We start from the raw sequence: 20,934 nt of genomic DNA, 5'->3' as shown, positions 1-20,934 counted from the left end.
CCTTCCGCCGGCATCAAGCCAGATGGCACGAGACAAAATGCCCGCCCGCCCCTTCTCTCAGCTCCGGCGCGCTTTCCGCGCAGCGCGGCTGGGCGATCGGACAGCGGGTGTGGAAGTGGCAGCCGGATGGCGGCTTCATCGGGCTCGGCACGTCGCCCTTGAGTCGAATGCGTTCGCGCTTGAGCTTGGGATCGGGCACCGGCACTGCGGATAGGAGCGCCCTGGTGTAGGGATGCTGCGGGTTGCGGTAGAGGTCGCTCGCCTTCGCCAGCTCGACGATGCGGCCGAGATACATCACCGCGACGCGATCGGAGATGTGCTCGACCACAGAGAGATCGTGCGCGACGAACAGATAGGTGAGGTTCAGCTCGGCTTGGAGATCTTCCAGGAGGTTGATCACCTGCGCCTGGATCGACACGTCGAGCGCGGAGACCGGCTCGTCGCAGACGATCAGCTTCGGTTCGACCGCGAGCGCGCGCGCGATCACGATGCGCTGGCGCTGGCCGCCGGAGAACTCGTGCGGATAGCGCCGCATGTGCTCGGCCTTGAGCCCGACCTTGACCAGGAGAGCCGCGACGCGCTCCTCGCGCTCTTTCGCGGACGAGGCGAGATTGTGGATGGTGAAGGCCTCGCCGAGGATCGCACCGACCGTCATGCGCGGATTGAGCGAGGCGAATGGATCCTGGAACACCAGCTGCATGTTCCGCCGCATCGCGCGCAGATCGTTACCGCCGAGCTTGCGCACGTCCTGGCCGTCGAAGGTGACCTCGCCGTCGGTCGGCTCGATCAGGCGCAGCACACAGCGCCCCGTCGTCGACTTGCCGCAGCCGGATTCGCCGACGAGCCCGAGCGTCTCGCCGCGATTGACCGAAAACGACACGCCGTCGACCGCATAGACGGTGCCGACCTGGCGCGACAGCAGGCCGCCGAGCACAGGGAAATGCTTCTTCAGGCCGCTGACGCGGAGCAAGGGCTCGCTCATGCCGCGCCTCCCAAATTAGTATCTCCCAGATGACAGGCCATGCGGTGACCGGGCGCGATCTCGCGCAGCAGCGGCTCCTTCTCGGTGCAGACCTTCATGGCAAACTTGCAGCGCGGGGCAAAGCGGCAGCCGACGGGCGGATTGATCAGGATCGGCACCGAGCCGCCGATCGCCTCCAGCCGCGTCTTGTGCTCGCTGTCGAGGTCGATGCGGGGAATCGAGCGGATCAACCCTTGCGTATAGGGATGGCGGGGATCGCCGAAGAGGTCGTCGACGAGCGCCTCCTCCACCACCTTGCCGGCATACATCACGACGACACGCTGCGCGGTCTCGGCGACGACGCCCATCGCATGGGTGATCAGCATCACCGCCATGCCGAAGCGGTCCTTCATGTCCTGGAGCAGGTCGAGGATCTGGGCCTGGATGGTGACGTCGAGCGCGGTTGTCGGCTCGTCGGCGATGATCAGCTTCGGCTTGCAGGCGAGCGCCATCGCGATCATCACGCGCTGGCGCATGCCGCCGGAGAACTGGTGCGGATAGTTGTGCACCCGGCCTTCGGCGTTCGGGATCTGCACCAGCTTCAGCATCTCGATGGTGCGCTCGAGCGCCTGCTTCTTGGTCACCGCTTCGTGCCGCCGCAGGCTCTCGGCGATCTGCTCGCCGATGGTGAGCACCGGATTGAGCGAGGTCATCGGCTCCTGGAAGATGAAGCCGATCTCCTTGGCCCGGATCTCGTCGAGCTGATTGCTCGTCAGCGGGACGAGATCGCGACCCTCGAAGATGATCTGGCCCGCCGCGATCCGGCCCGGCGGCATCGCGATCAGCTTCAGGATCGACATCGCCGTCACGGTCTTGCCGCAACCGGACTCGCCGACGACGCAGAGCGTCTCGCCCCTGTTGATGGAGATGTCGACGCCGTCGACGGCCTGGAGGATGCCGTCGTCGGTGGAGAAGTGGGTTTTCAGGCCCTTGATTTCGAGCAGCGGCGCCATCAGATCACCCGTCGCGCATCGAGCGCGTCACGCAGGCCGTCGCCGATGAAGTTGATGGCGACCACCGCGATGAAGATTGCGCCGCCCGGAAATAGCGCCCAGTGCGGGCCGATGTCGAGAAAGTCCTTGGCATCGAACAGCAGCCGGCCCCAGGTCGGGGTATCCGGCGGGAAGCCGAGGCCGAGGAAGGACAGCGTCGATTCCGCGATGATCGCAGCGGCGACGTCGATGGTACCGGCGATGATCACCGGGCCGACCGCATTGGGCAGGATGTGGCGCACCACCTGCCGCACCGGGCTGGCGCCGAGCGCGCGCGCGGCTTCGACGAACTCCTTCTCACGGATCGACAGGAACTGCGCACGCACCAGGCGCGCCACCGGCATCCAGCGAAGGCCTCCGATCACGAGCACGATCAGGATGAAGATGCCGCCCTCCGGGCCGAACAACTGCTTCAGCCCGTCGCGGAAGAGATAGATGAGCAGCAGCAGCAGCGGCAGTTGCGGCAGCGACAGGAAGAGGTCGGTGAGCCACATCAGGCCGTGCCCGAGCGCGCCGCGCGACATGCCGGCGAGCGCGCCGATCAGCGTGCCGATAAACACCGAAACCAGCATGGCGGCGAGCCCGACCGCGAGCGAGATCCGCCCGCCATAGATCATGCGCGCCAGGATGTCCTGGCCGAGATCGTCGGTGCCGAAGGGATGCGCGAGCGATGGGCCCTGCATGCCTGCGACGATGTCGATGTCGTTGATCTTGATGCGCCAGATGAACGGGCCGATCACCACCGCCAGCACCAGGATCAGGAGCAGGAAGGCGCTGATCACGGCGAGCCTGTGGCGGCTGTAACGCCGCCACGTCTCGCGCCAGGGCGAGTAGACGCCCCGCTCAGCGGAGGGAGATGCGAGGGTCAAGCCAGCCATAAAGCACGTCCGCGATGAGATTGAACAGCACGACGAGGCACGCGAAGACGAAGGTGACGGCCATCACCACCGGCGTGTCGTTGGAAAGGATGGAGGAGATCAGCAGCGAGCCGATGCCGGGAATGCGGAAGATCTGCTCGGTGACGATGGCGCCGCCGAACACCGCGGGCATCTGCAACGCAATCAGCGTCACGACCGGAATCATGGCGTTGCGCATCACGTGCTTGATGATGACCTTGGCCTGGCCAAGGCCCTTGGCACGCGCCGTGGTGACGTAGTCGAGCCGGATCACGTCGAGCATCGCCGAACGCACGAAGCGCGTCATCGACGCCGCCTGGAACAGGCCGAGCACCGCCACCGGCATGATCGCCTGCCTGATCATCTCCAGCACCCAGCGGATGCCGGTCGCCTTGATGTCGGTCGTATAGACGAAAGGCAACCAGTCCAGCGTGACCGAGAAGATCAGGATGAACAGGATGCCGGTGAAGAAGGTCGGCAGCGAGAAGCCGACGAAGGCGAGCGTATTCGCGATCTGGTCGAACAACGAATACGGCTTGGTCGCGGCATAGACCCCGACGGGAATCGCGATCAGGAGCGCCAGGATCTGCGCCGAGCCGATCACGTAGAGGGTGGCCGGCAGGCGCTGGAGGATCAGCGTGTCGACGTTCATCCGGCTGACGAAGGAGAAGCCCCAGTCGCCGTGCAGCATGGCGTTGAGCCAGTGCAGGTAGCGGAGGTGAATCGGATCGTCGAGGCCGAACTTGGCCCGAAGCGCCGCCTGCACTTCGGGCGGCACGTTCGGATTGGTCGCCAGTTCGGAGAACGGATCGCCGGGCGCGAGCGCGAGCACGACGAACAGCACGACCGAGATTCCGAGCAGGCTCGGAATCGCGATCAGCAGGCGACGCAGGACATATTGACTCATGAGGGAAAGGCCCCGTCTAGAGTTGGGGGATCATTCCTCGCGGTACCAGTCGAACAGGTTGTCGGTTTCGTTGGCCCAGCCGGAGATCACCGGGCGCAGCGTGTTCGAGGCCGCCTCCACCTTGAGCCGGTGCTGCGCCGGAATGAACACGGTGTCCTGGAACAGGAGGTCGTTGGCCTTGATGTAGAGCGCCGCGCGCTTGACCGGATCCATCTCGCCGTCGGCGGCGTCGATGGTGGTGTCGTACTCCTTGTTGACATAGCGCGGGAAGTTGGTGCCCTGCCACTTGTTCTCCTTCGTCGCCACGTTGCTCGAATGATAGCGGCGCATGTGCTGGGCCGGATCCGGCTGGCTCATCGGGATCTGGAACATCTCGATGTCGGCATAGAACTTCGCATAGGTGTCGGGATTGGCGACGTCCGACGAGAAGAACACCGAGGCCACGACCGACTTCAGCTCGACGTCGATGCCAGCCTTCTGACAGGCCTGCTTGACGATCGCCTGGGTCTTCTGGCGCGGGCCGTTGATCGAGGTCTGGTAGAGCAGCTTCAGCTTCTTGCCATCCTTCTCGCGGATGCCATCGGCGCCCGGCTTCCAGCCTGCATCGTCCAGGATCTTCGAGGCCTTCTCGATGCTGAACTCCCATGAGGTGTTCTTGGAGACGAACTTTTCGGGGCCATTGAGGAAGTTCGCGGTGGTGCGGCCGGCGCGGCCATAGATGGCCTTCTTGATGGACTCGCGATCGACCAGCAGCGACAGCGCCTTGCGCACGGCGGGGTCGGAGAACAACGGATGCTTGGTCTTCATCGAGGAGCGCTCGCCGTCGACCTCGGTGTTGGGATCGGTGAAATTGAGCGCGATGAATTCGGTGTCGCCGCCCACGGCGTAGATGGTCTTGCCCTTGCCGCCCTTCTCCAGGCGCAGGAGGACGTCGTCCTCGACCTGGATGTTCCAACCGAAATCATACTCGCCGGTCTGGATCACCGCGCGTGCGGCCGACACAGCGTCGCCGCCGCCCTTCATCTCGAGCGTGTCGAAATAGGGCCGGTTCGGCATGTGATAGTCTTTGTTGATCTCGCCGCGGATCAGGTCGCCGGGCTTGAACTCAAGGAATTTGTAGGGGCCGGTACCGACGGGCGCGAGGTTGTTCGGCGCTTCGCGAGACTTGGAGCCCTTGTACTCGGCGAACAGGTGCTTGGGCAGAATCTGTCCAGTTGCACCGACAAAGGCGTCCGCCCAGAACGGCGTCGGCTTCTTGAAGGTGAGGCGGACCGTGAGGTCATCCACCTTCTCGACCGTGATGTCGCGGTAGGTCGCCACGGTGACGGCGGCGGTCGCCGGATCGATGATGTATTCCCAAGTGAAGACGACGTCGTCGGCCGAGAACGGCTTGCCGTCGTGCCATTTCACGCCGGGCTTCAGCTTCCACGTTACCGACTTGCCGTCGGCGGCGAGCAGGCCGTTCTGGGTCGAGGGAATTTCAGACGCCAGAACCAGCTTCATGTTGCCGTCCGGATCCCAGCAGGCGAGCGGCTCGTAGAACAGGCGCGAGCCGTCCTGGTCCTTGGTGCCGGTGGCGAAATGCGGATTGAGCAAGGTCGGACCCTGCCACCACAACAGCTTCAATGCGCCGCCACCGCCGCGCTTGGTCGGCTTGTAGGTCGAGGCACCCTCGGCCATGGCGACACCGCCGAGCGCGAGGATCTGGTTGGCCAGCGGTGCGGTCAGGCCCACGGCAGCCAGGCGCTGGATGAAGGCGCGGCGATCCATCCGCCCGTCCTTCACCTGGCCGATCATCGAACGCAGTTCTTTATCCAGCATGGTTGTCCCCCGTCTGGTTTCCATAGTGATGAAGGCGGCCGTGAAGTGCGGCCGCTCATTTGGCTGGCAGTAGATGGCACACCGAATGGGGTGGACGTCAACTGGGACCGTGTGTGTGCAAACGGTCTTCTGGCTGTCCGTTGGGCAAAACTGCGTTCCTCGAGCCCATCCGTTCGGCAATCCAGCATCAAAACATGCTGGATTGCGCGCTGCACTGCGGAAAATTTGTTCGCTGGATCAGACGAAGTATCGAGGCGAAATTCTACGCCACGGACATATCGAGCGGCGGCGCGACGTGGTCCGGCAACGGACAAACGTAAGGCGTCTTGGCCGTCCGCTTCTGAAGATCCGCCTTGGCAGACTTGATCAGCTCCGGTTCCGTCAGCGCCTTGATGCCGAGCCCGGCCATCGCCTTGGCTGCCTGCACCATGGCCTTGTGCGCATGCGGGCTCTTGCCCTGCGCAACTACCTGCCAGGTGTGGAAGGGCGTGCCGATTGCAACCGTCGGTGCGTGAACCTGCACGGTCGGGACCACCCAGCTCACGTCGCCCACATCGGTCGAGCCGACCAGCGGGTTGCGCTTGGCATCCAGCGGCACCAGGAAGTCGGCCAGCGGCCGATCGGTCGGCTCCATACCGATCGCGTAGTAGACCGACGAGATGTCCTTGTCGGTCAGCGTCGCACGGATCTGGCCGGCAAAGCTCTTGTCCGCGTCGTCGAAATGCGGCGGTCCGAGCTCTTCCATCACCCGGTGCAGCGCCTGTTCCAGCGGCGTGTTCGGCAGGATGTTGGAGACCGCGGAGATGATCTTCATTTCCACCTTGGTCTCGGTCATCAGCGCCGCGCCCTGCGCGATCTTGGACACGCGCTCGACCAGCTCGTTCATGCCGGGAAGATCGCGGGCGCGGATCGAATAGCGCACGCGCGCATGGGCCTGCACCACGTTGGGCGCGATGCCGCCGGTGTCGAGCAAGGCATAGTGCACGCGCGCGTCGCTCGGCATGTGCTCGCGCATGTAGTTCACGCCGACGTTCATCAATTCCACCGCGTCGAGCGCAGAACGGCCGAGATGCGGCGAGGCCGCCGCATGCGAGGTGCGGCCGGTGAAGATGAAATCCGCGCGCGTGTTGGCGAGCGACGGCGTCACCGCCACTTCCCAGAAGCTGTGCGGATGCCAGGTGATGGCAATGTCGGCATCTTCGAACGCACCGGAGCGCACCATGAAGGCCTTTGCCGCGCCACCTTCCTCCGCAGGGCAGCCGTAATAGCGCACGCGGCCCGGCACCTTGTTCTCGGCGAGCCAGTCCTTCACCGCGGTCGCAGCGAGCAGCGCGGCGGAACCGAGCAGATTGTGACCGCAGCCATGGCCGTGGCCACCGGTCTCGATCGGACGGTGCTCAGCGACACCCGCCTCCTGGCTCAATCCCGGCAGCGCGTCATATTCACCCATGAAGGCGATGACCGGACCGCCCTCGCCCCACTCGCCCATCAGCGCAGTCGGGATGCCGGCGACGTTCTCGGTGATGCGGAAACCCTGATGGCGCAGCTCGGCCAGATGCTCGGCGGCGGACCGCGCCTCGGTGTAGCACACCTCGGGCGTGCCCCAGACCTTGTCGCTGAGGTCGATGAAACGCGCCTTGATCGTGTCGACGCCACGCCAGATGTCGCTGCGGTTATCCATGCTTCGATCCGTGATCCCTGGTCAAACGAAGCGGCAATGGTTAGCAGCTTCGTTGCACGGCGCCTAGCACCTCGCCGGACACCAGCCATGCGGCGGCTGCCGGATCGAATGGCCGCCCGCCGTCTGTGCACGAACCGTCGCTAAGCCTTTCGAAGATTTCACGCGGCGTTTTCTGGAATAGTTGGGAACGAGGCTTTCAAGACGGCGTCCTCCGGCCTAAATTATGCGTGCTTCGCACCTCGTTCCGCCGGCCACGGCGGAGCGATGCTCTCAGCCAGGAGAACTCCATGCCCGCCCTGACCGAATGGAGAGTGCCGCCGGCCAATCAGCCGCGTGCGAGCGATTACAGTTTCGATCTCGACCGCGCGCTCGGCTCCGTCGTCGGCCTGCACGCCATCATCCCGCCGGACGCCTTCAGCGCCGAGACGTTGGGCACCGAACGCGCCGGCAACGGCGTCGTGATCGACGACGGGCTGGTGCTCACCATCGGCTACCTCATCACCGAGGCGGAATCCGTATGGCTGCACCTCGCCGACGGGCGTGTGGTCGAAGGGCATGCGCTCGGTTTCGACTCCGTCACCGGGTTCGGCCTGGTACAGGCGCTCGGCCAGCTCGACGTCGAACCTCTGCCGCTCGGCACCTCGGCGGAAACGCGGATCGGCGACCGCGTCGTGGTCGGCGGCGCCGGCGGCCGCACGCGCTCGGTTGCGAGCCAGATCGTGGCCAAGCAGGAATTCGCCGGCTATTGGGAATATCTGCTGGATGAGGCCATCTTTACCTATCCCGCACATCCGAACTGGGGCGGCACCGCGCTTCTCAACGAACGCGGCGAGTTGATCGGTATCGGCTCGCTCCAACTCGAGCGCGAACGTGACGGCAAGGCCGAGCATGTCAACATGATCGTGCCGATCGACCTCTTGAAGCCGATCCTCGATGACCTGCGCAAGTTCGGCCGCGTCAACAAGCCGTCACGGCCCTGGCTCGGGCTCTACTCGACCGAGATCGACAACCGCGTGGTGGTGATCGGGATCTCCGCCAACGGTCCGGCCGCGCGCGCCGAGCTCAAGACCGGCGATGTCATCCTCGCCGTGGACGGCGACAAGGTCACGAGCCAGACCGGCTTCTACAAGAAGATGTGGGCGCTCGGCGCCGCTGGCGTCGACGTGCCGCTCACCGTGCATCACGAAGGTGTCACCTTCGACGTCACGGTGACCTCGACCGATCGCTTCAAGCTCCTGAAGGCGCCGAAGCTGCACTGACGCAAGGCTTGAGGAAGCGGCGATGACCGAGGCCGTGGTGGACGACATCGTGGCCGTGCTGCCGCCGCTGCTCAATGCGCTGGAGGCGCTCGGTTTCTTCCAGCGGCATCTGCATCCGCCGGCCTTCGCGTCGGTGATGAACGCGATCGGCGCGCCTGACGAGGCGCTGCAAGCGGCGCAGGCAGCGATCGGCGACTGGCCGGAGCAGTTCACCGGCCTGCGCGGTCGGCTCGATCGCGCCTGCGACGAGACACTCGCCGCCTTTGCCGGCATTCGCGAGATCGAGCGCGGCAATGGCGATCTCGTCGCGGTGTTCCGCGCGCTGCGCCACCTGCCGCGGGCACAGGAGGCGCTCTATCCGCTGGCGCTGCAGTTTCCGCCCGTGAGCAGCTTCTTTCTCAACGCTGCCAATCGCGAAAATGCCGACCTGTTGTCGCGGCTCGAAGTCGGCGCGAGCGAAAATACCGGCATCTTCCACGATCACAACGAGCCCGGCAGCCGCGGTGGCTTCTCGGTCTATGTGCCCGAATATTACACGCCCGATCGCGCCATGCCGCTGGTGATGGCGCTGCATGGCGGCAGTGGCAACGGGCGCGGTTTCCTGTGGAGCTGGTTGCGCGATGCGCGCAGCCTTGGCTCAATCCTGGTGGCGCCGACGGCAACCGGCCCGACCTGGGCGCTGATGGGCGATGATGGCGACACGCCGAACCTCATGCGTATCCTCGAGACCGTGCGCGGCCGCTGGAGCATCGATGCCTCGCGCATGCTGCTGACCGGCATGAGCGACGGCGGCACCTTCTGCTATGTCACCGGCCTCGACGCCGCCTCGCCCTTCACGCATCTTGCGCCGGTGTCGGCGACTTTCCATCCGCTGATGGCGGAAATGGCGGACGCCGCGCGCCTCCAGCGCCTGCCGGTCTTCATCATCCACGGTAGGCTCGACTGGATGTTTCCGGTGCAGACCGCGCGGCAGACGCAGGCGGCGCTCTCTGCCGCTGGCGCCGACGTCACCTATCGGGAGATCGACGACCTCAGTCACACCTATCCGCGCGAAATCAACGCGGAGCTGCTGCAGTGGCTGAATGGGACATGAACGATCCGTCCTTATCTGTGCCGTACTGCCGCGGGAACCATTGCTCCGGGCCGACGTTATCGCCGGTCACCGGAGGTTCGCTATGCAGACTTTTTTTGGAATGATCCTGGGCGCGCTGCTGCTCGCGGGCGGCGTTTACGTCTATGATTCCATGCAGACGTCGTCGGTCGCCAATGGCGAGGTCGCGATCACCAATCGCACCATCGTGAACTGGGATGTCGCTAAGGCCGATTGGGACGCACTGCGCGACCGTGCGCACAGGGACTGGGTCCGGATCTCGTCGAAGTAGCGACGCCGCATCATGAACAAGGCGCCGTCGCGAACTCCGCGGCGGCGCCTTTGTGTTGCGTGATGACTAAAGCGCGATGAGATTGGGATGAATTGTCATCGCGCTCTAGGTTATTGTTTGAGCATGATCTTTTCGGAAAACCGCTGCGCATTTTTCCGGATCATGCTTTAGCGCTCGGCTCAGTTCATCTTGGCCTTGCGTGCGTCGGCAATGACCTGCTCGAACTCGTTCATGCTCAGCACGCCCGGTACGCGGTACTTGCCGACGATGAAGGACGGCGTGCCGCGGAAGCCAAAGGCTTCGGCCTGCTCGTTGTTGCGCTTGAGGATGGCGTCGATGTCCTTGGCGTGGCCGGCAAGATCGCGCTTCAGGCGGTCCATGTCGACGCCTGCGCCAGCGAGAAGCTCGTTGATGCGCGGCTCGGTCAGGCGCGAGCTGACGCCCATCATGGCGTCGTGGGCCTGATGGTACTTGCCCTGGAATTTCGCCGCGAGCGCGGTCCGCGCCGCCGTGACCGAGACCGGCCCGAGGATCGGCCAATCCTTCATCACCAGCCGCACCTTGCCGTCGTCCTGGACGACTTGGCGCAGCTCGGGCTCGAGCTTGCGGCAATAGGGACAATTGTAGTCGGACCATTCGACGATGGTGATGTTGCCGTCGGGATTGCCGGCAACCGGCGTGTCGGGATCGCGCAGCACCTTGGCTTCGGTCAGCACCTCGTCGTCGGCGGCGGCGCGCACGAAAGTGGTCCCGCCTGCCGCCAAGGCGCCCGCCCCTAGCAACGTCAACGCCGCGCGCCGCGTCGTCACAAGGCCCTTATTCCCAGATCCAGCCATATCTCGTCCCGTTTCGGTCCCATCGCTGCAAATACGATTCGGGACCGGGAATTGTTACGGCTGATATAGAGCGTCGCGGGCGCGATGTCATCGCCATGCTATGCGCGGATCGCGGGCGGCGCTTGCGAGGTCGCAGCGCGCGGCAGCATCGCCATCAGCGTGCCGGTCATGGCAGCGATCAGCGTCGTCTTGCCCTCGTGCTCGGCAAAGGCGCTGGCTTCGCAGAAGGTCAGCGTTCGGCCGGGTTTGACTACCTCGGCCCTGAAGACGAAGCGCGCGCCCCTAGCAGGTGCGAGCAGCGTGGTCTTGAACTCGACGGTGAGGATGTCTGCTTCACGCGGCATCAGGGTGAAGGCGGCGACGCCGCAGGCATTGTCCAGGCCTGCGGTGATGATACCGGCATGGACAAACCCGTTCTGCTGCGTGAAGGCAGCCGAATGCGGCATCGCCAGCTCCACCTCGCCCGGGGCGAGATGGACCATCGAGATGCCGAGCGTGTGCATTGCCGGCTGGGCTGCGAACATCGCCATGGCCGCCGCGCGGTAATCCGGGTTTTTCGGCTCGAATGCGACCATGATTCACGCCTCCGCCGGCACGGAAAGGTGCCTCATGGCGATCTCTCGGATGACTTCGGCGAACGGTATGGACTTGCGTTGCTGGCGATCCAAGTGCACGCCCATGATCTCACACGTCGCCGCGAGTTCGCCAGTCTCGGCATTCGCCATGTCGTGCCGGAAGCGGATCGTCTTGTCGCGAATTTCGAGCAGGTGGCTGCGGATCTCGACGATGTCGCCGGCGAGCAGCTCGCGCTTGTAGGCGATGTTCTGCTGCACCGCGGCCATGCCGCGGCCCGAGCTGCGCAGATAGCTCGGCGTCAGTCCGAGCCGGGCGAACAGATTCCAGTTGGCCTCGTCGAACTTGCCGACGTACCACATGATGTTCATGTGGCCGACATGATCGCATTGCCACGGATAGACCGTGCCGCGATAGGTCGCCTCCTCCATCGCAATTCGCTCCCTGGCATTTTCTTCCGCCTTTTGCGGATTGATACGGTAGCGTATCAGAGCTCCGTCGCGCTAGCAATACGGCACCGTATCAAGAATCCGGCGAGGCTTCCTTCATGAGCGACGGCAAGGGCGATGTCTGGGTCGAGGCAGGGTTTACCGAGCTCGGCCGCTCGGGGGTCGAGGGCGTGCGGGTCGAGGTGCTCGCCAAGAACCTCGGCGTCACCAAGGGCGGCTTCTATCGCCGCTTCGCCGACCGGGCCGCACTGCTCGAAGCCATTCTGGAACGCTGGCGCGAAGGACGTATCGCGGCGATCGCGCAGCAGACGAGCCTCGACGGACAACAGCCCCGCGAGCGACTGAAGGCGGTGATCCAGCTCTATTCCGAGCGGCTCAATCCGGCAGCCATGGCGATCGAGCTCGCGATCCGGCAATGGGCCCGCTCGGATGAGGGCGCGGCGGCGGCGGTGGCGAGCGTGGACGCGGCGCGGCTCAAGCACGTCGCCGAGCTCTATCGCGCGACCGGCCTTGCGGCCGACGAGGCCGAGGCGCAGGCCTTCCTGTTCTACTGCTTCATCTTCGGCCAGAGCCTGTTGTTCGTCGAGCGCGGCCCGCGCAAGCGGTCGCAGCTCGTGGCGAAATCGGCCGAGAAGCTGTTGGACTAGACAAACGGCCGGAGCGTTGCTCCGGCCGTTGCATCAATTCGAAGTTCAGGCGGCGCCCTTCAGCTTCTTGGTGCATTCGCTGTAATAGCCGCCGCCCTTCTGGATCCACTTCAAGCCGCCATTGCCATTGGTCGTCTTGTTGGCATTGTACTGGTCGACGCAGGTGTGGAGCCGCGCCTTGCCGGGGGTCTCCTTGGCGTATTTCGGATCGACCGCGTTCGGATAGATCGCAGGTCCAGCCGGCAGCGTCGGCGCGGCGGCGGGCGCGGCCTCCTTCTTCGCCTGCTTCGGCTCGGCAGGAGCGGCGGGCGCAGCCGGAGCAGCCGCGGTGGGCGCAGCGGCAGGCGTTGCGTCTGCACCGCACTGGGCCTTGCGGAATTCATTCCACTTCATGGTGCCGAGCGAGCCGTCCTTCTTGGCCGCCTGATATTTTGCGCTGCACTCCTGCGCGGTCAGTGCCTGCGCCGGCGCGCTCGCTACCAATGCCGCGACACCTGACGCTGCAATCGCACACAACAATTTTGTCTGAATGGTCATCCCTGGGTCTCCTCCTGATCTTCCTCGAGGGAAGTGAAACGAGGATTGCTATCCTAGCGTGTCGGCCGCTTGCGACAAGGATGCGATGGGCTGCGCCGGCAAAATATAGTGATCCCGTCGCTCAACTCATTCATGTCGCGTTCAGCAAAGCGAGCCGACGTTCCCAAACCTTCGCAATTTTCCCAAGAAGAGTGCAACACATGACCTTCACGTCCCGCCTCGCCGCCCTCGCTCTCGTCTCCCTGCTCGCCACCGGCACGGCCTTCGCACAGACCGCCGCGCCGGCCGCCAAAACCGACGCTGCTGCCACCGCCGACAAGAAGGCGCCGAAGGAGCGCTCGGCCGAATCGCTCGAATGCTCCAAGCAGGCGGACGCCAAAGGATTGAAGGGCAAGGAGCGCAAGAAATTTCGCCGCGAGTGCATGAAGGAAGCGAAGGCCGGCACCGCCACGCCCGCTGCCCCTGCCGCCGACAAGAAGTAAGTCCGTCCCGACCTCCGCGAACATCAGTGAGAGGCATGCGCATTGCGGCATGACGAGCCTGCAATTGTGCGCCTCTCGCTGATTTGCGATAAGGTGGCGTGAAACAAATCGTCGCCTCCCTGCCGTTCGAATGGCCGAGCCGTGCCAACGTCTTGAGCACGATGGAGACGCTTGTCATCGGCACCGCCGGTGGCCTCGTGTTTCTCGTCGCCGGCCTTCCCGGCGGGCTGATCTCGGGCGCGATGATCGCGGTCGGGATCGCCGCAATCGCCGGCCGCCAGCTGGCGCTGCCGCCGATCCTGACGCAGACCGTGCTGGTGCTGCTCGGCATTTCGCTGGGCTCGGTGGTCTCGCGCCATCTGATCCAGCAGGTCAGCGCCTATCCCGTCACCATCGGCCTGCTTGCGCTCGCGACCTTCTGCTCGACCTTCGGATCGAGCTATTACCTCCAGCGCGTCCATGGCTGGGACCGCACCTCGGCCTTCCTTGCCGGCAGTCCCGGCGCGCTGTCGCAGATCACGATCCTGGCGGTCGAGCGCGGCGCCGACCTGCCGGGCATCGCGGTGGTGCAGACCATGCGCGTCATCATCCTCACCGCGGCGCTGCCGATGGTGCTGGCGATCGCGGGCGTGGCGCCATCCGCCGCACCGTCGCTGACGACAACGATCGCCTCGCCGCTCGGCCTCGTGGTGCTGGCCGCAGCTTCGCTGGCGGTGGCGCTCTTCTTGCGGCTGATCAAGTTTCCGGCGAGCTGGATGTTCGGCGCGATGATCGCCTCCAGCGTGCTGCATGGCGCCGGTTGGGTCGAGGGCGGCCTGCCAAACTGGGTACGCGGCGTGGCCCTGGTCGGCATCGGCGCCCTGATCGGCAGCCGCTTCGCACGGATGCGGATCAAGACTTTGGCCGGCCATATCAACGCGGCGCTGGGCTCGTTTACAGTGGCCATCGCCGTCTCCGCCATCTTTGTCGGCATCGTCGCGCTCACCACGCCGGTGAAATTCTCCGATGTTGTCGTCGCCTTCGCACCGGGCGCGATGGACGCGATGCTGGCGCTGGCCCTGACGCTGCACATCGACCCGATCTTCGTCGGCGCCCATCACCTGTCGCGCTTCGTCTTCGTGACGATCGCGACACCCGGCATCGTGCACTTGTTCGGACGCACGCAAGATGATGTGGATGATTGACGGGCTCTCGTAGGGTCGGCAAAGGCGCATTAGCGCCGTGCCCACCATTCTTACGGCAGTGTCGCTAGAGATGGTGGGCACGCTTCCGCCTTCGCTCTTTGAGCTACGGCGGACAAGTCGCTTTGCCCACCCTACGGCAGCTTACCTAGCGCTTCGCCGTCCGCACAAATCCCCATGCGGCGATCGCGGCCATCAGCAGCGAGATCAGCACGTTGTAGCCGGCAAGCGAGAGGCCGAGGAAGCGCCACTGCACCTCGTCGCAGCGGACCACCTTCACGGTGTCGAGCCGCGAGAAAAGGTCGCCGGCATTGCCGAGATTGACAACGGGACCGGAGCAGTCAGTCGGTCCCTGCCAAAATCCCCATTCGACACCGGAGTGATAGGTGCCTAGACCGGCGTTGGCGAGCGTCGCCAGCGCGAGGATCGCCAACGCAGCGAGCAGCAGCGGCCGCGGCGCGCCGCTCCTGGCCGCAAGCGCCGTGAGGGCACCGAGCGGGATCGCGAGATAATAGGCGTAGCGCTGCTCCAGGCAGAGCGGACAGGGCACAATCTCAAGCACGAGCTGGAAGAACCAGGCGCCCGCGATCGTGGCGGCGGCGATCAGCGTGACGAGCAGTGAGGCGGTCAGCGCGGGACCGGCGCTGGCCGGCTTGAACGCTGGTATGGCAGCACTCCGGGTCGTCACGGCAGCCTCTCTCCGATGGTCGCGCGTCTAAGCCTCTAACTCCGGCCCATGCGGCTGTCGAGAACGGCGGGGATCACTTTGGCGCGGGTTGACCCCGTCCTGTCCATGGCTATAGTCCGCCGGCTTCGCGACGTCCCTTGGGCCGACCGAAGGCCCCTGTGGCGGAACTGGTAGACGCGCTCGACTCAAAATCGAGTTCCGCAAGGAGTGCTGGTTCGATTCCGGCCAGGGGCACCACGCTTCGCCCTTCGGGCTTCGCGTGGCGCAGCCACGCTGAACCGAAGGGTGAAGCGTGTCCGGCGAAGCCTCTTGGCGAAGACGGACTGGTTGAGCAGAGCCCCTCCCCTAGCCATTCTCCCATCCCCACTGTATAAGCCCTCAGCTTCTTCACTGAACTGAAGGAGCTCACATGAACGATCTGCACGCGTGGCTTTCCCAGCAGCACCACGGTTTGCGGACCTTCCAGATCTTCCAGCAAAAGCTCGAGAGGCTCGGCCGGGACGATCCCGCCCAGCGTGGCCTGTGCCGTCTGCTCAGCGGTGTCGTCGGCAGCTATGTCGAGGCCTTTGACGAGGCCCCACTCCCGGTCGAGATTGCCGACACCGCCTATCGTCGCCTGCTGACGCTGCTCGCCAGCCTCGATCTCCACGGCGACGCCACGAGGCGGCTCGCCGACATCAACCGCGTGGCGACCTGCGAATTGTGGCGGTGATTGGCAGGATGAGCGCGCACACTTCAATTTTCAAACAGCGAGACACGCCTGTACAGCCTCGCGACGCATGACGCCCGAGTCTTGTGCCTCTCTTGACGCCCCTTCCTTGGAAAGGGCGCAGGGAAGGCCGGGTGCCGGCTGGCACCCGCGGTCCGCTGTGCGCAAATTGCGCGAAGACAAATGCACAGCGGCATACAGGGCAGCCTGGACATCCCGGCCTTTCCCTGCGCAGTGGTTTGACGGCTTATCGCGCGCTCTCCCCGGGGAGCGATGCACTATTGCCCCCGTCGCCTTGCGGATGGCTGATGCGCTGACCCGGTCGGGCAGCAACATCACCGCAAGCCTTGACGCACAGACCCCGGGCGCCAGGACCACACGCTTTTGCCGTACGCGGATCGCACCTGTCGTGCGCGCGCCGCTCGACCGCTCACGGGCCAAACCCGCCCTGCGATTGCCCAGCGCGCCGATGCGCTCCACGCCCACCGCCACCCGGCCCGCGTATCGTGACGATCGCGAAACGCCCCTTATCCATGGGCCGGGGTGATCGACACATACGATATTTCCGAATTTCGGTCAACCAGAATCTTTCGGTCCCCGAAGGGGCGAGCGTTCTGACAGACCTTGTTCCGACAGGGAATCATCTTCTGCAGATCGATAGCCCTCATTCTTGCCCCGGCTCTATCCACATCGTCATTGCGAGCGCAGCGAAGCAATCCAAGAATGCATCCGCGGAGATAGTCTGGATTGCTTCGTCGCAAGAGCTCCTCGCAATGACGAGGAGAGATTACGCGTCCGACTGCCGTGTCGGCGCGGAGCCCCCCAGGACCGAAGTGGCACCTGCTGTTCGAGCGTCGAACTATCGATAGGGATTAGATACCGTACCGCCGCGAGGCATTCGACTTCTCACGGCCACTCCCTATATCCTCTCGCAACCGATGTGATGCAGCGGACAGCTTTGATGGCCAGGAGACGTACGACGGACAGGGACGCCGACGACCTTCCCCGCTATTTCGTCTGGGTCCGGGGCCTCGAAGGGCCCGAACCTCAGAAATGGATGACGATGGATTTCGGCGTCGGCGACTGGAAGCGGCCGCTCGTGCTGGCGTATTTGGAGCTGCCGGCAGACGAACGGCATCTGTCCTTGTCGGTGCTGGCCCGGCGCTATCCACCGCCGCGGGATGATCTTTCGTGAGCCGGGCTAGGGTGTACATAAATGTCGGCTCCGCTAGGCAAAGCGGAAGTCATCCCGCTTGAGCGTGATCGGCGGCTTGTGACCCGAAGCGGGCTAAGCGATTGGGTCAATCAACGCGGAAGCTTGATCGGTCCTTTGCGTCAATGATTGTAATTGTGCGCCCACTTTCGAACTGGAAGACGACTTTTCCCCCGGCAACATTGGTTTCCATCCGATAGTCTCTGAGACGAAGGCCGATGACGCCAGAACTAGTACCCACATCTACGCGAGGATATTCCCAACCCTCGCTTGCAACGCTCCACGGGTCAGGCAGCCCATCCGATTGCCGCCAGATTATAGCGCCGTAGTCGAGGACAAGCTTATGCCAAACGCCCGCGAAGCAGACATGAACGACATTGGCGTTTGCTATGAGTGATCCGTTGTGAGCAAAACCCTCACAGACGAATGCGTCACAACAAAGCCCCGCTAATACAGGTGGTTGTCCAATAATGTCCAAGTGGCTCGGGACCCTTTGCCGATTTTAGGACGCCTTGTATATCAAGACGAGCCGACCATGTCGCCTCTTGGCCCGTTTGAGACATGCCAACGCACGGTAACGAAGTCTGCTTGTAGGGGTAGTGCGGAAATCGGCGGCACCCGGCCCAACCGACGCGAATTACCCGGAGCGGGCATTCGTTATTCGCTGATATCGATAACTTCAAACGTCGGCTCCGCTCCAGAGAGCACATCCATGCAGCCCCATCCCGTGATGAATTCGTACTGTCGAACGGGATGATGAATCTCCTTCCATGCCTCCGACTGGGTGTCCGCGAAGGTCGAACCCTCCACGCGATATGCGAAGTGCCTTGGAACTAGTCCCTCGTTCTTTGTAGGCTGTTGTTCGGTGCTGAGCGGCATTTCGTCCAAGAGGCGGACTATAGTCGCGCCATTGAAGCCAACGCGAAGCGCCTGCCCCTCAGCGTCCGGCAGAAGGAAGTCTGCCGAAAGGCTTTCCGCTTTCCACTTGATCGCGAGAAGATCGCTCTTATCGCAGTCGAACCTCACGCCTGGGTCGAGCGGAAAATACTTAGGCACAGCTTGCTCCGATGGCACCAAGCAGGAACGGGCCTTCTATCATTTCTCAGCATGAATGTCGCCTTCCGGCCCGAATCTGCCTTAGCTCGATGCTGGTCCAAGCGTCGGCTGTTGGGTGCAGAACGGAAAGGGCTCACAACGGTGTAGACGGCCGGTTTTGAGCCAAAGCGGAGTTCGGCCAGAGGCCGGGCGATTTCTGTCAGTTTCCGTAGCGCGTAATCCCGATCACCGAGACCTCGTACGCTGATGGATGGCAGGTCGGCTTCACATCCGGTTTTTGCCACTCAAGCGCGGCTCGCGTGAAGTTGCGCTCTCTCGCTACGGCGACGAAGGCAGGTCAATCGCTGGCGTCCCCGATGCATTCATCAGCCTGTCTTATAAGTCAAATCATAATTTATCATCTAATCGCATGAGAGGAAACGCCTTAAGGTTTGACCCTGTGTTTTTCCAGATTACGCGCGGCCGTGATCGCTCGGAAACGCACAGGAGAATAAAGAATGCAGACTCGTGCGATTGGCAACTGCGGACTTGCGGTCTCGACTATCGGCCTCGGCTGCATGGGCCTGAACCACCATCGCGGTCCGGCTCCGGACCGCAACGCGACGATTGCACTCGTGCGCGCGGCAGTGGAGCGCGGTGTCACCTTCTTTGACACGGCCGAGGTCTATGGCCCGCTCACGAACGAAGAACTCGTCGGTGAGGCTTTGGAGCCATTCGGCCAGGAGGTCGTCATCGCCACCAAGTTCGGCCACGATTTGAGTCAGACGCGGCCGAGCGGCCTAGACAGCCGGCCCGAGACCATCGAAAGGCGGTCGAAGGTTCGCTGAAGCGGCTGCGGGTCGAGATGATCGATCTCTATTATCAGCACCGGGTCGATCCCGACATGCCGATTGAGGACGTCGCCGGCGCGGTGAAGGACCTCAGCGTACAGGGCAAAGTCAAACATTTTGGGCTCAGTGAGGCGGCCGCCTCGACCATCCGTCGTGCGCACGCGGTTCAGCCGGTCGCGGCGATCCAGAGTGAGTACTCCCTGTGGTGGCGCGAACCCGAAGCGGAGGTGCTGCCGGTTTGCGCGGAGCTTGGGATCGGTTTCGTCCCCTATAGCCCACTCGGGAGGGGATTCCTCACCGGCAAGATCGACGAGACGACCACCTTCGGCGGCAACGATAACCGCACCAGCCTGCCGCGCTTCGCGCCTGAGGCTCTCAGGGCAAACCGTCCCGTGGTCGAACTGCTGGAGACAATTGGAAAGCGGAAGCACGCGACGCCGGCGCAGATCGCGCTCGCCTGGCTGCTGGCGCAGAAGCCCTGGATCGTCCCGATTCCCGGCACCACGAAGCTCAACCGGCTCGATGAGAACATTGGCGCGGCCGCAGTCGAGCTTACGCCCGACGATTTGCGGCAGATCGAGGAGGCCGCCGCCGGGATCACCATACAAGGCGACCGCTATCCCCAGGCGGAAGCCATGCGCACGAAGCGCTGACGGCATGGACGCCGCAAACCAACTCAAGGAGATAGTGACATGAACATTTCATTCGAAGGTAAGGTCGCTCTGGTGACCGGCGCAGCTTCCGGTCTCGGTCTCGCAACCGCAAAAGCTTTCGCAGAATCGGGGGCGTCTGTCGCGCTCGCGGACTGGAACGAGAATGCGGCGCGTGCTGCCGCCGACGAGCTCAATGCGCGAGGTCACAAAGCGATCAGCATCCGTTGCAATGTGGCCGATGATGTTGAGGTCGAAGCCATGGTCTCAAAGACGGTCGAAACTTTCGGTCGGCTCGATGCCGCCTACAACAATGCCGGCGTCCAGAATGTGCTCGCAGAAACGGCTGACACCACTCACGTGGATTATGACCGTGTCATGGGGGTCAATCTGCGCGGCGTATGGAGCTGCATGAAGTTCGAATTGCAGCAGATGCGCAAGCAGGGCAGCGGCGCCATCGTCAATTGCTCGTCTCTCGGCGGTCTTGTCGGAGGTGCAGAACGCGGGATCTATCACGCCGCCAAGCACGGTATCCACGGGTTCACCAAAAGCGCAGCGCTCGAATATGGAACGCGCGGCATTCGCGTCAATGCCATTTGCCCCGGATTGATATGGACGCCGATGGTGGACCAGATGGTGGCCGACGGGCAAGGCGATGCGCTCAAGGCCATGGAAAAAAGTATTCCGATGGGGCGTGTCGGACGCCCCGAGGAAATCGCGCATGCGGTTCTATGGCTATGCAGCGGCGCTGCGAGCTATGTGACCGGCCAGTCCATCTCGGTCGATGGCGGCTTCGTCATGCGTTGATCGAAATGTCGAGCCGGTGAGCCCGTCAAGTGTTTCGAGAGACGTAACGCGATTCGCAACCGACGCTGACACGACATTCAACGACCGGCTTCGTCATTGTCGCTGTGCGGCCTCGGCGAAGTCTGGCGCTGAGCGTATTTCCCTCGCGCCTCGCCTAGGTCGCCTTTTGTTGCCCTTAGCTGTCCAACACCTCAAACGCCGTGATGTCGGCTTTCGGACAGTGAGCGGACGAAGGCCAAGACGGCGCCGGGATGCCCGTTGTTGACCCTGGCTGTGTGAAAAGCCACGAGTCGGCTACGATTCCGCCGTTTCCTGGT

The 20,934-nt window shown here is 63.7% G+C and carries 21 protein-coding genes, 1 tRNA gene and 1 pseudogene; 11 read left to right on the top strand and 12 right to left on the bottom strand.

The window, feature by feature from the left end:
* Window positions 1-13 precede the first annotated feature (13 nt).
* The 6 genes from AAE027_RS28370 to AAE027_RS28345 all read right to left on the bottom strand — a co-directional run bounded on the left by AAE027_RS28370 (window position 14) and on the right by AAE027_RS28345 (window position 7,318).
* Window positions 14-982: an ABC transporter ATP-binding protein gene (locus AAE027_RS28370; RefSeq protein WP_128931190.1), complete on the bottom strand. Its 969-nt coding sequence runs from the start codon at window positions 980-982 to the stop codon at window positions 14-16.
* The gene (locus tag AAE027_RS28365) at window positions 979-1,974 is read right to left on the bottom strand and encodes an ABC transporter ATP-binding protein (RefSeq protein WP_091891311.1); all 996 of its coding nucleotides are present in this window, start codon (window positions 1,972-1,974) and stop codon (window positions 979-981) included. The genes AAE027_RS28370 and AAE027_RS28365 overlap by 4 nt, the downstream gene beginning before the upstream one ends.
* Entirely contained in the window at window positions 1,974-2,891 is a 918-nt protein-coding gene (locus tag AAE027_RS28360; protein WP_370990187.1) for an ABC transporter permease, read from the bottom strand. Before AAE027_RS28360 ends, AAE027_RS28365 begins: the two co-directional genes overlap by 1 nt.
* The gene (locus AAE027_RS28355; RefSeq protein ID WP_091891317.1) at window positions 2,857-3,816 is read right to left on the bottom strand and encodes an ABC transporter permease; all 960 of its coding nucleotides are present in this window, start codon (window positions 3,814-3,816) and stop codon (window positions 2,857-2,859) included. Before AAE027_RS28355 ends, AAE027_RS28360 begins: the two co-directional genes overlap by 35 nt.
* 30 nt (window positions 3,817-3,846) lie before the next feature.
* Complete coding sequence (locus AAE027_RS28350) at window positions 3,847-5,637, bottom strand: peptide ABC transporter substrate-binding protein (RefSeq protein ID WP_128931187.1); 1,791 nt, start codon at window positions 5,635-5,637, stop codon at window positions 3,847-3,849.
* 262 nt (window positions 5,638-5,899) lie between these two features.
* On the bottom strand, window positions 5,900-7,318 hold the full coding sequence (locus AAE027_RS28345) for a M20 family metallopeptidase (protein ID WP_370990188.1): 1,419 nt from the start codon (window positions 7,316-7,318) through the stop codon (window positions 5,900-5,902).
* A 287-nt stretch (window positions 7,319-7,605) separates the two neighbouring features.
* Here AAE027_RS28345 and AAE027_RS28340 point away from each other — a divergent pair, with 287 nt between their 5' ends.
* From AAE027_RS28340 to AAE027_RS28330, 3 genes are all read left to right on the top strand, one after another.
* Window positions 7,606-8,577, top strand: a complete 972-nt coding sequence (locus AAE027_RS28340; protein ID WP_370990189.1) for a S1C family serine protease — start codon at window positions 7,606-7,608, stop codon at window positions 8,575-8,577.
* 22 nt (window positions 8,578-8,599) lie between these two features.
* A complete protein-coding gene (locus AAE027_RS28335) occupies window positions 8,600-9,670 on the top strand; it encodes a carboxylesterase family protein (protein ID WP_370990190.1) in 1,071 nt (356 codons plus the stop codon).
* An 82-nt stretch (window positions 9,671-9,752) separates the two neighbouring features.
* Window positions 9,753-9,959 carry a hypothetical protein gene (locus AAE027_RS28330; RefSeq protein WP_091891332.1) on the top strand — a complete coding sequence of 69 codons (207 nt, stop codon included), beginning with the start codon at window positions 9,753-9,755 and terminating at the stop codon, window positions 9,957-9,959.
* A gap of 179 nt (window positions 9,960-10,138) precedes the next feature.
* Here the strand turns inward: AAE027_RS28330 and AAE027_RS28325 are convergent, their stop codons facing one another.
* From AAE027_RS28325 to AAE027_RS28315, 3 genes are all read right to left on the bottom strand, one after another.
* Entirely contained in the window at window positions 10,139-10,795 is a 657-nt protein-coding gene (locus AAE027_RS28325) for a DsbA family protein (protein ID WP_370990191.1), read from the bottom strand.
* Window positions 10,796-10,893: 98 nt separating this feature from the next.
* A complete protein-coding gene (locus AAE027_RS28320) occupies window positions 10,894-11,370 on the bottom strand; it encodes a PaaI family thioesterase (RefSeq protein WP_370990192.1) in 477 nt (158 codons plus the stop codon).
* Between the two features lie 3 nt (window positions 11,371-11,373).
* Window positions 11,374-11,799 (bottom strand): acyl-CoA thioesterase, encoded by a 426-nt coding sequence (locus AAE027_RS28315; protein WP_370990193.1) that lies wholly within the window; start codon window positions 11,797-11,799, stop codon window positions 11,374-11,376.
* A gap of 116 nt (window positions 11,800-11,915) precedes the next feature.
* Between AAE027_RS28315 and AAE027_RS28310 the strand changes: the two genes are divergently transcribed.
* On the top strand, window positions 11,916-12,464 hold the full coding sequence (locus tag AAE027_RS28310; protein ID WP_370990194.1) for a TetR/AcrR family transcriptional regulator: 549 nt from the start codon (window positions 11,916-11,918) through the stop codon (window positions 12,462-12,464).
* A 45-nt stretch (window positions 12,465-12,509) separates the two neighbouring features.
* On the opposite strand, the gene AAE027_RS28305 is transcribed toward AAE027_RS28310, so the two are convergent.
* Window positions 12,510-13,001, bottom strand: coding sequence for a hypothetical protein (locus AAE027_RS28305; RefSeq protein ID WP_370990195.1), 492 nt, complete (start codon window positions 12,999-13,001; stop codon window positions 12,510-12,512).
* Between the two features lie 200 nt (window positions 13,002-13,201).
* Between AAE027_RS28305 and AAE027_RS28300 the strand changes: the two genes are divergently transcribed.
* Window positions 13,202-13,483: a PsiF family protein gene (locus tag AAE027_RS28300; protein WP_370990196.1), complete on the top strand. Its 282-nt coding sequence runs from the start codon at window positions 13,202-13,204 to the stop codon at window positions 13,481-13,483.
* A gap of 98 nt (window positions 13,484-13,581) precedes the next feature.
* A complete protein-coding gene (locus tag AAE027_RS28295; protein ID WP_370990197.1) occupies window positions 13,582-14,667 on the top strand; it encodes an AbrB family transcriptional regulator in 1,086 nt (361 codons plus the stop codon).
* A gap of 145 nt (window positions 14,668-14,812) precedes the next feature.
* Here AAE027_RS28295 and AAE027_RS28290 read toward each other — a convergent pair whose 3' ends face one another.
* Entirely contained in the window at window positions 14,813-15,352 is a 540-nt protein-coding gene (locus AAE027_RS28290) for a disulfide bond formation protein B (RefSeq protein WP_130213314.1), read from the bottom strand.
* Window positions 15,353-15,504: 152 nt separating this feature from the next.
* On the opposite strand from AAE027_RS28290, the gene AAE027_RS28285 reads away from it, so the two are divergent.
* From AAE027_RS28285 to AAE027_RS28275, 3 genes are all read left to right on the top strand, one after another.
* Window positions 15,505-15,589 (top strand) — tRNA-Leu (locus AAE027_RS28285).
* Window positions 15,590-15,761: 172 nt separating this feature from the next.
* Window positions 15,762-16,064 carry a hypothetical protein gene (locus AAE027_RS28280; RefSeq protein WP_370990198.1) on the top strand — a complete coding sequence of 101 codons (303 nt, stop codon included), beginning with the start codon at window positions 15,762-15,764 and terminating at the stop codon, window positions 16,062-16,064.
* Between the two features lie 958 nt (window positions 16,065-17,022).
* Complete coding sequence (locus AAE027_RS28275; protein WP_370990199.1) at window positions 17,023-17,256, top strand: hypothetical protein; 234 nt, start codon at window positions 17,023-17,025, stop codon at window positions 17,254-17,256.
* 675 nt (window positions 17,257-17,931) lie between these two features.
* Here AAE027_RS28275 and AAE027_RS28270 read toward each other — a convergent pair.
* A complete protein-coding gene (locus AAE027_RS28270) occupies window positions 17,932-18,330 on the bottom strand; it encodes a hypothetical protein (RefSeq protein WP_370990200.1) in 399 nt (132 codons plus the stop codon).
* Window positions 18,331-18,827: 497 nt separating this feature from the next.
* Here AAE027_RS28270 and AAE027_RS28265 point away from each other — a divergent pair.
* Together AAE027_RS28265 and AAE027_RS28260 are read left to right on the top strand one after the other, a co-directional pair.
* A pseudogene (locus tag AAE027_RS28265) lies at window positions 18,828-19,813 on the top strand (aldo/keto reductase).
* 39 nt (window positions 19,814-19,852) lie between these two features.
* Window positions 19,853-20,617, top strand: coding sequence for an SDR family NAD(P)-dependent oxidoreductase (locus AAE027_RS28260; RefSeq protein ID WP_370990201.1), 765 nt, complete (start codon window positions 19,853-19,855; stop codon window positions 20,615-20,617).
* The last annotated feature ends 317 nt before the right edge of the window (window positions 20,618-20,934 follow it).

It is taken from the genome of Bradyrhizobium sp. DN3 (assembly GCF_041357655.1).
Lineage (GTDB): Bacteria > Pseudomonadota > Alphaproteobacteria > Rhizobiales > Xanthobacteraceae > Bradyrhizobium.
This window is presented reverse-complemented; position numbering and strand designations above follow the sequence as displayed.

Excerpts from the sequence above, each read along its gene's own strand:
- AAE027_RS28370 (WP_128931190.1), bottom strand. The coding sequence starts at position 982 with ATGAGCGAGCCCTTGCTCCGCGTCAGCGGCCTGAAGAAGCATTTCCCT.
- AAE027_RS28365 (WP_091891311.1), bottom strand. The coding sequence starts at position 1,974 with ATGGCGCCGCTGCTCGAAATCAAGGGCCTGAAAACCCACTTCTCCACC.
- AAE027_RS28360 (WP_370990187.1), bottom strand. The coding sequence starts at position 2,891 with ATGGCTGGCTTGACCCTCGCATCTCCCTCCGCTGAGCGGGGCGTCTAC.
- AAE027_RS28355 (WP_091891317.1), bottom strand. The coding sequence starts at position 3,816 with ATGAGTCAATATGTCCTGCGTCGCCTGCTGATCGCGATTCCGAGCCTG.
- AAE027_RS28350 (WP_128931187.1), bottom strand. The coding sequence starts at position 5,637 with ATGCTGGATAAAGAACTGCGTTCGATGATCGGCCAGGTGAAGGACGGG.
- AAE027_RS28345 (WP_370990188.1), bottom strand. The coding sequence starts at position 7,318 with ATGGATAACCGCAGCGACATCTGGCGTGGCGTCGACACGATCAAGGCG.
- AAE027_RS28340 (WP_370990189.1), top strand. The coding sequence starts at position 7,606 with ATGCCCGCCCTGACCGAATGGAGAGTGCCGCCGGCCAATCAGCCGCGT.
- AAE027_RS28335 (WP_370990190.1), top strand. The coding sequence starts at position 8,600 with ATGACCGAGGCCGTGGTGGACGACATCGTGGCCGTGCTGCCGCCGCTG.
- AAE027_RS28330 (WP_091891332.1), top strand. The coding sequence starts at position 9,753 with ATGCAGACTTTTTTTGGAATGATCCTGGGCGCGCTGCTGCTCGCGGGC.
- AAE027_RS28325 (WP_370990191.1), bottom strand. The coding sequence starts at position 10,795 with ATGGCTGGATCTGGGAATAAGGGCCTTGTGACGACGCGGCGCGCGGCG.
- AAE027_RS28320 (WP_370990192.1), bottom strand. The coding sequence starts at position 11,370 with ATGGTCGCATTCGAGCCGAAAAACCCGGATTACCGCGCGGCGGCCATG.
- AAE027_RS28315 (WP_370990193.1), bottom strand. The coding sequence starts at position 11,799 with ATGGAGGAGGCGACCTATCGCGGCACGGTCTATCCGTGGCAATGCGAT.
- AAE027_RS28310 (WP_370990194.1), top strand. The coding sequence starts at position 11,916 with ATGAGCGACGGCAAGGGCGATGTCTGGGTCGAGGCAGGGTTTACCGAG.
- AAE027_RS28305 (WP_370990195.1), bottom strand. The coding sequence starts at position 13,001 with ATGACCATTCAGACAAAATTGTTGTGTGCGATTGCAGCGTCAGGTGTC.
- AAE027_RS28300 (WP_370990196.1), top strand. The coding sequence starts at position 13,202 with ATGACCTTCACGTCCCGCCTCGCCGCCCTCGCTCTCGTCTCCCTGCTC.
- AAE027_RS28280 (WP_370990198.1), top strand. The coding sequence starts at position 15,762 with ATGAACGATCTGCACGCGTGGCTTTCCCAGCAGCACCACGGTTTGCGG.
- AAE027_RS28275 (WP_370990199.1), top strand. The coding sequence starts at position 17,023 with ATGGCCAGGAGACGTACGACGGACAGGGACGCCGACGACCTTCCCCGC.
- AAE027_RS28260 (WP_370990201.1), top strand. The coding sequence starts at position 19,853 with ATGAACATTTCATTCGAAGGTAAGGTCGCTCTGGTGACCGGCGCAGCT.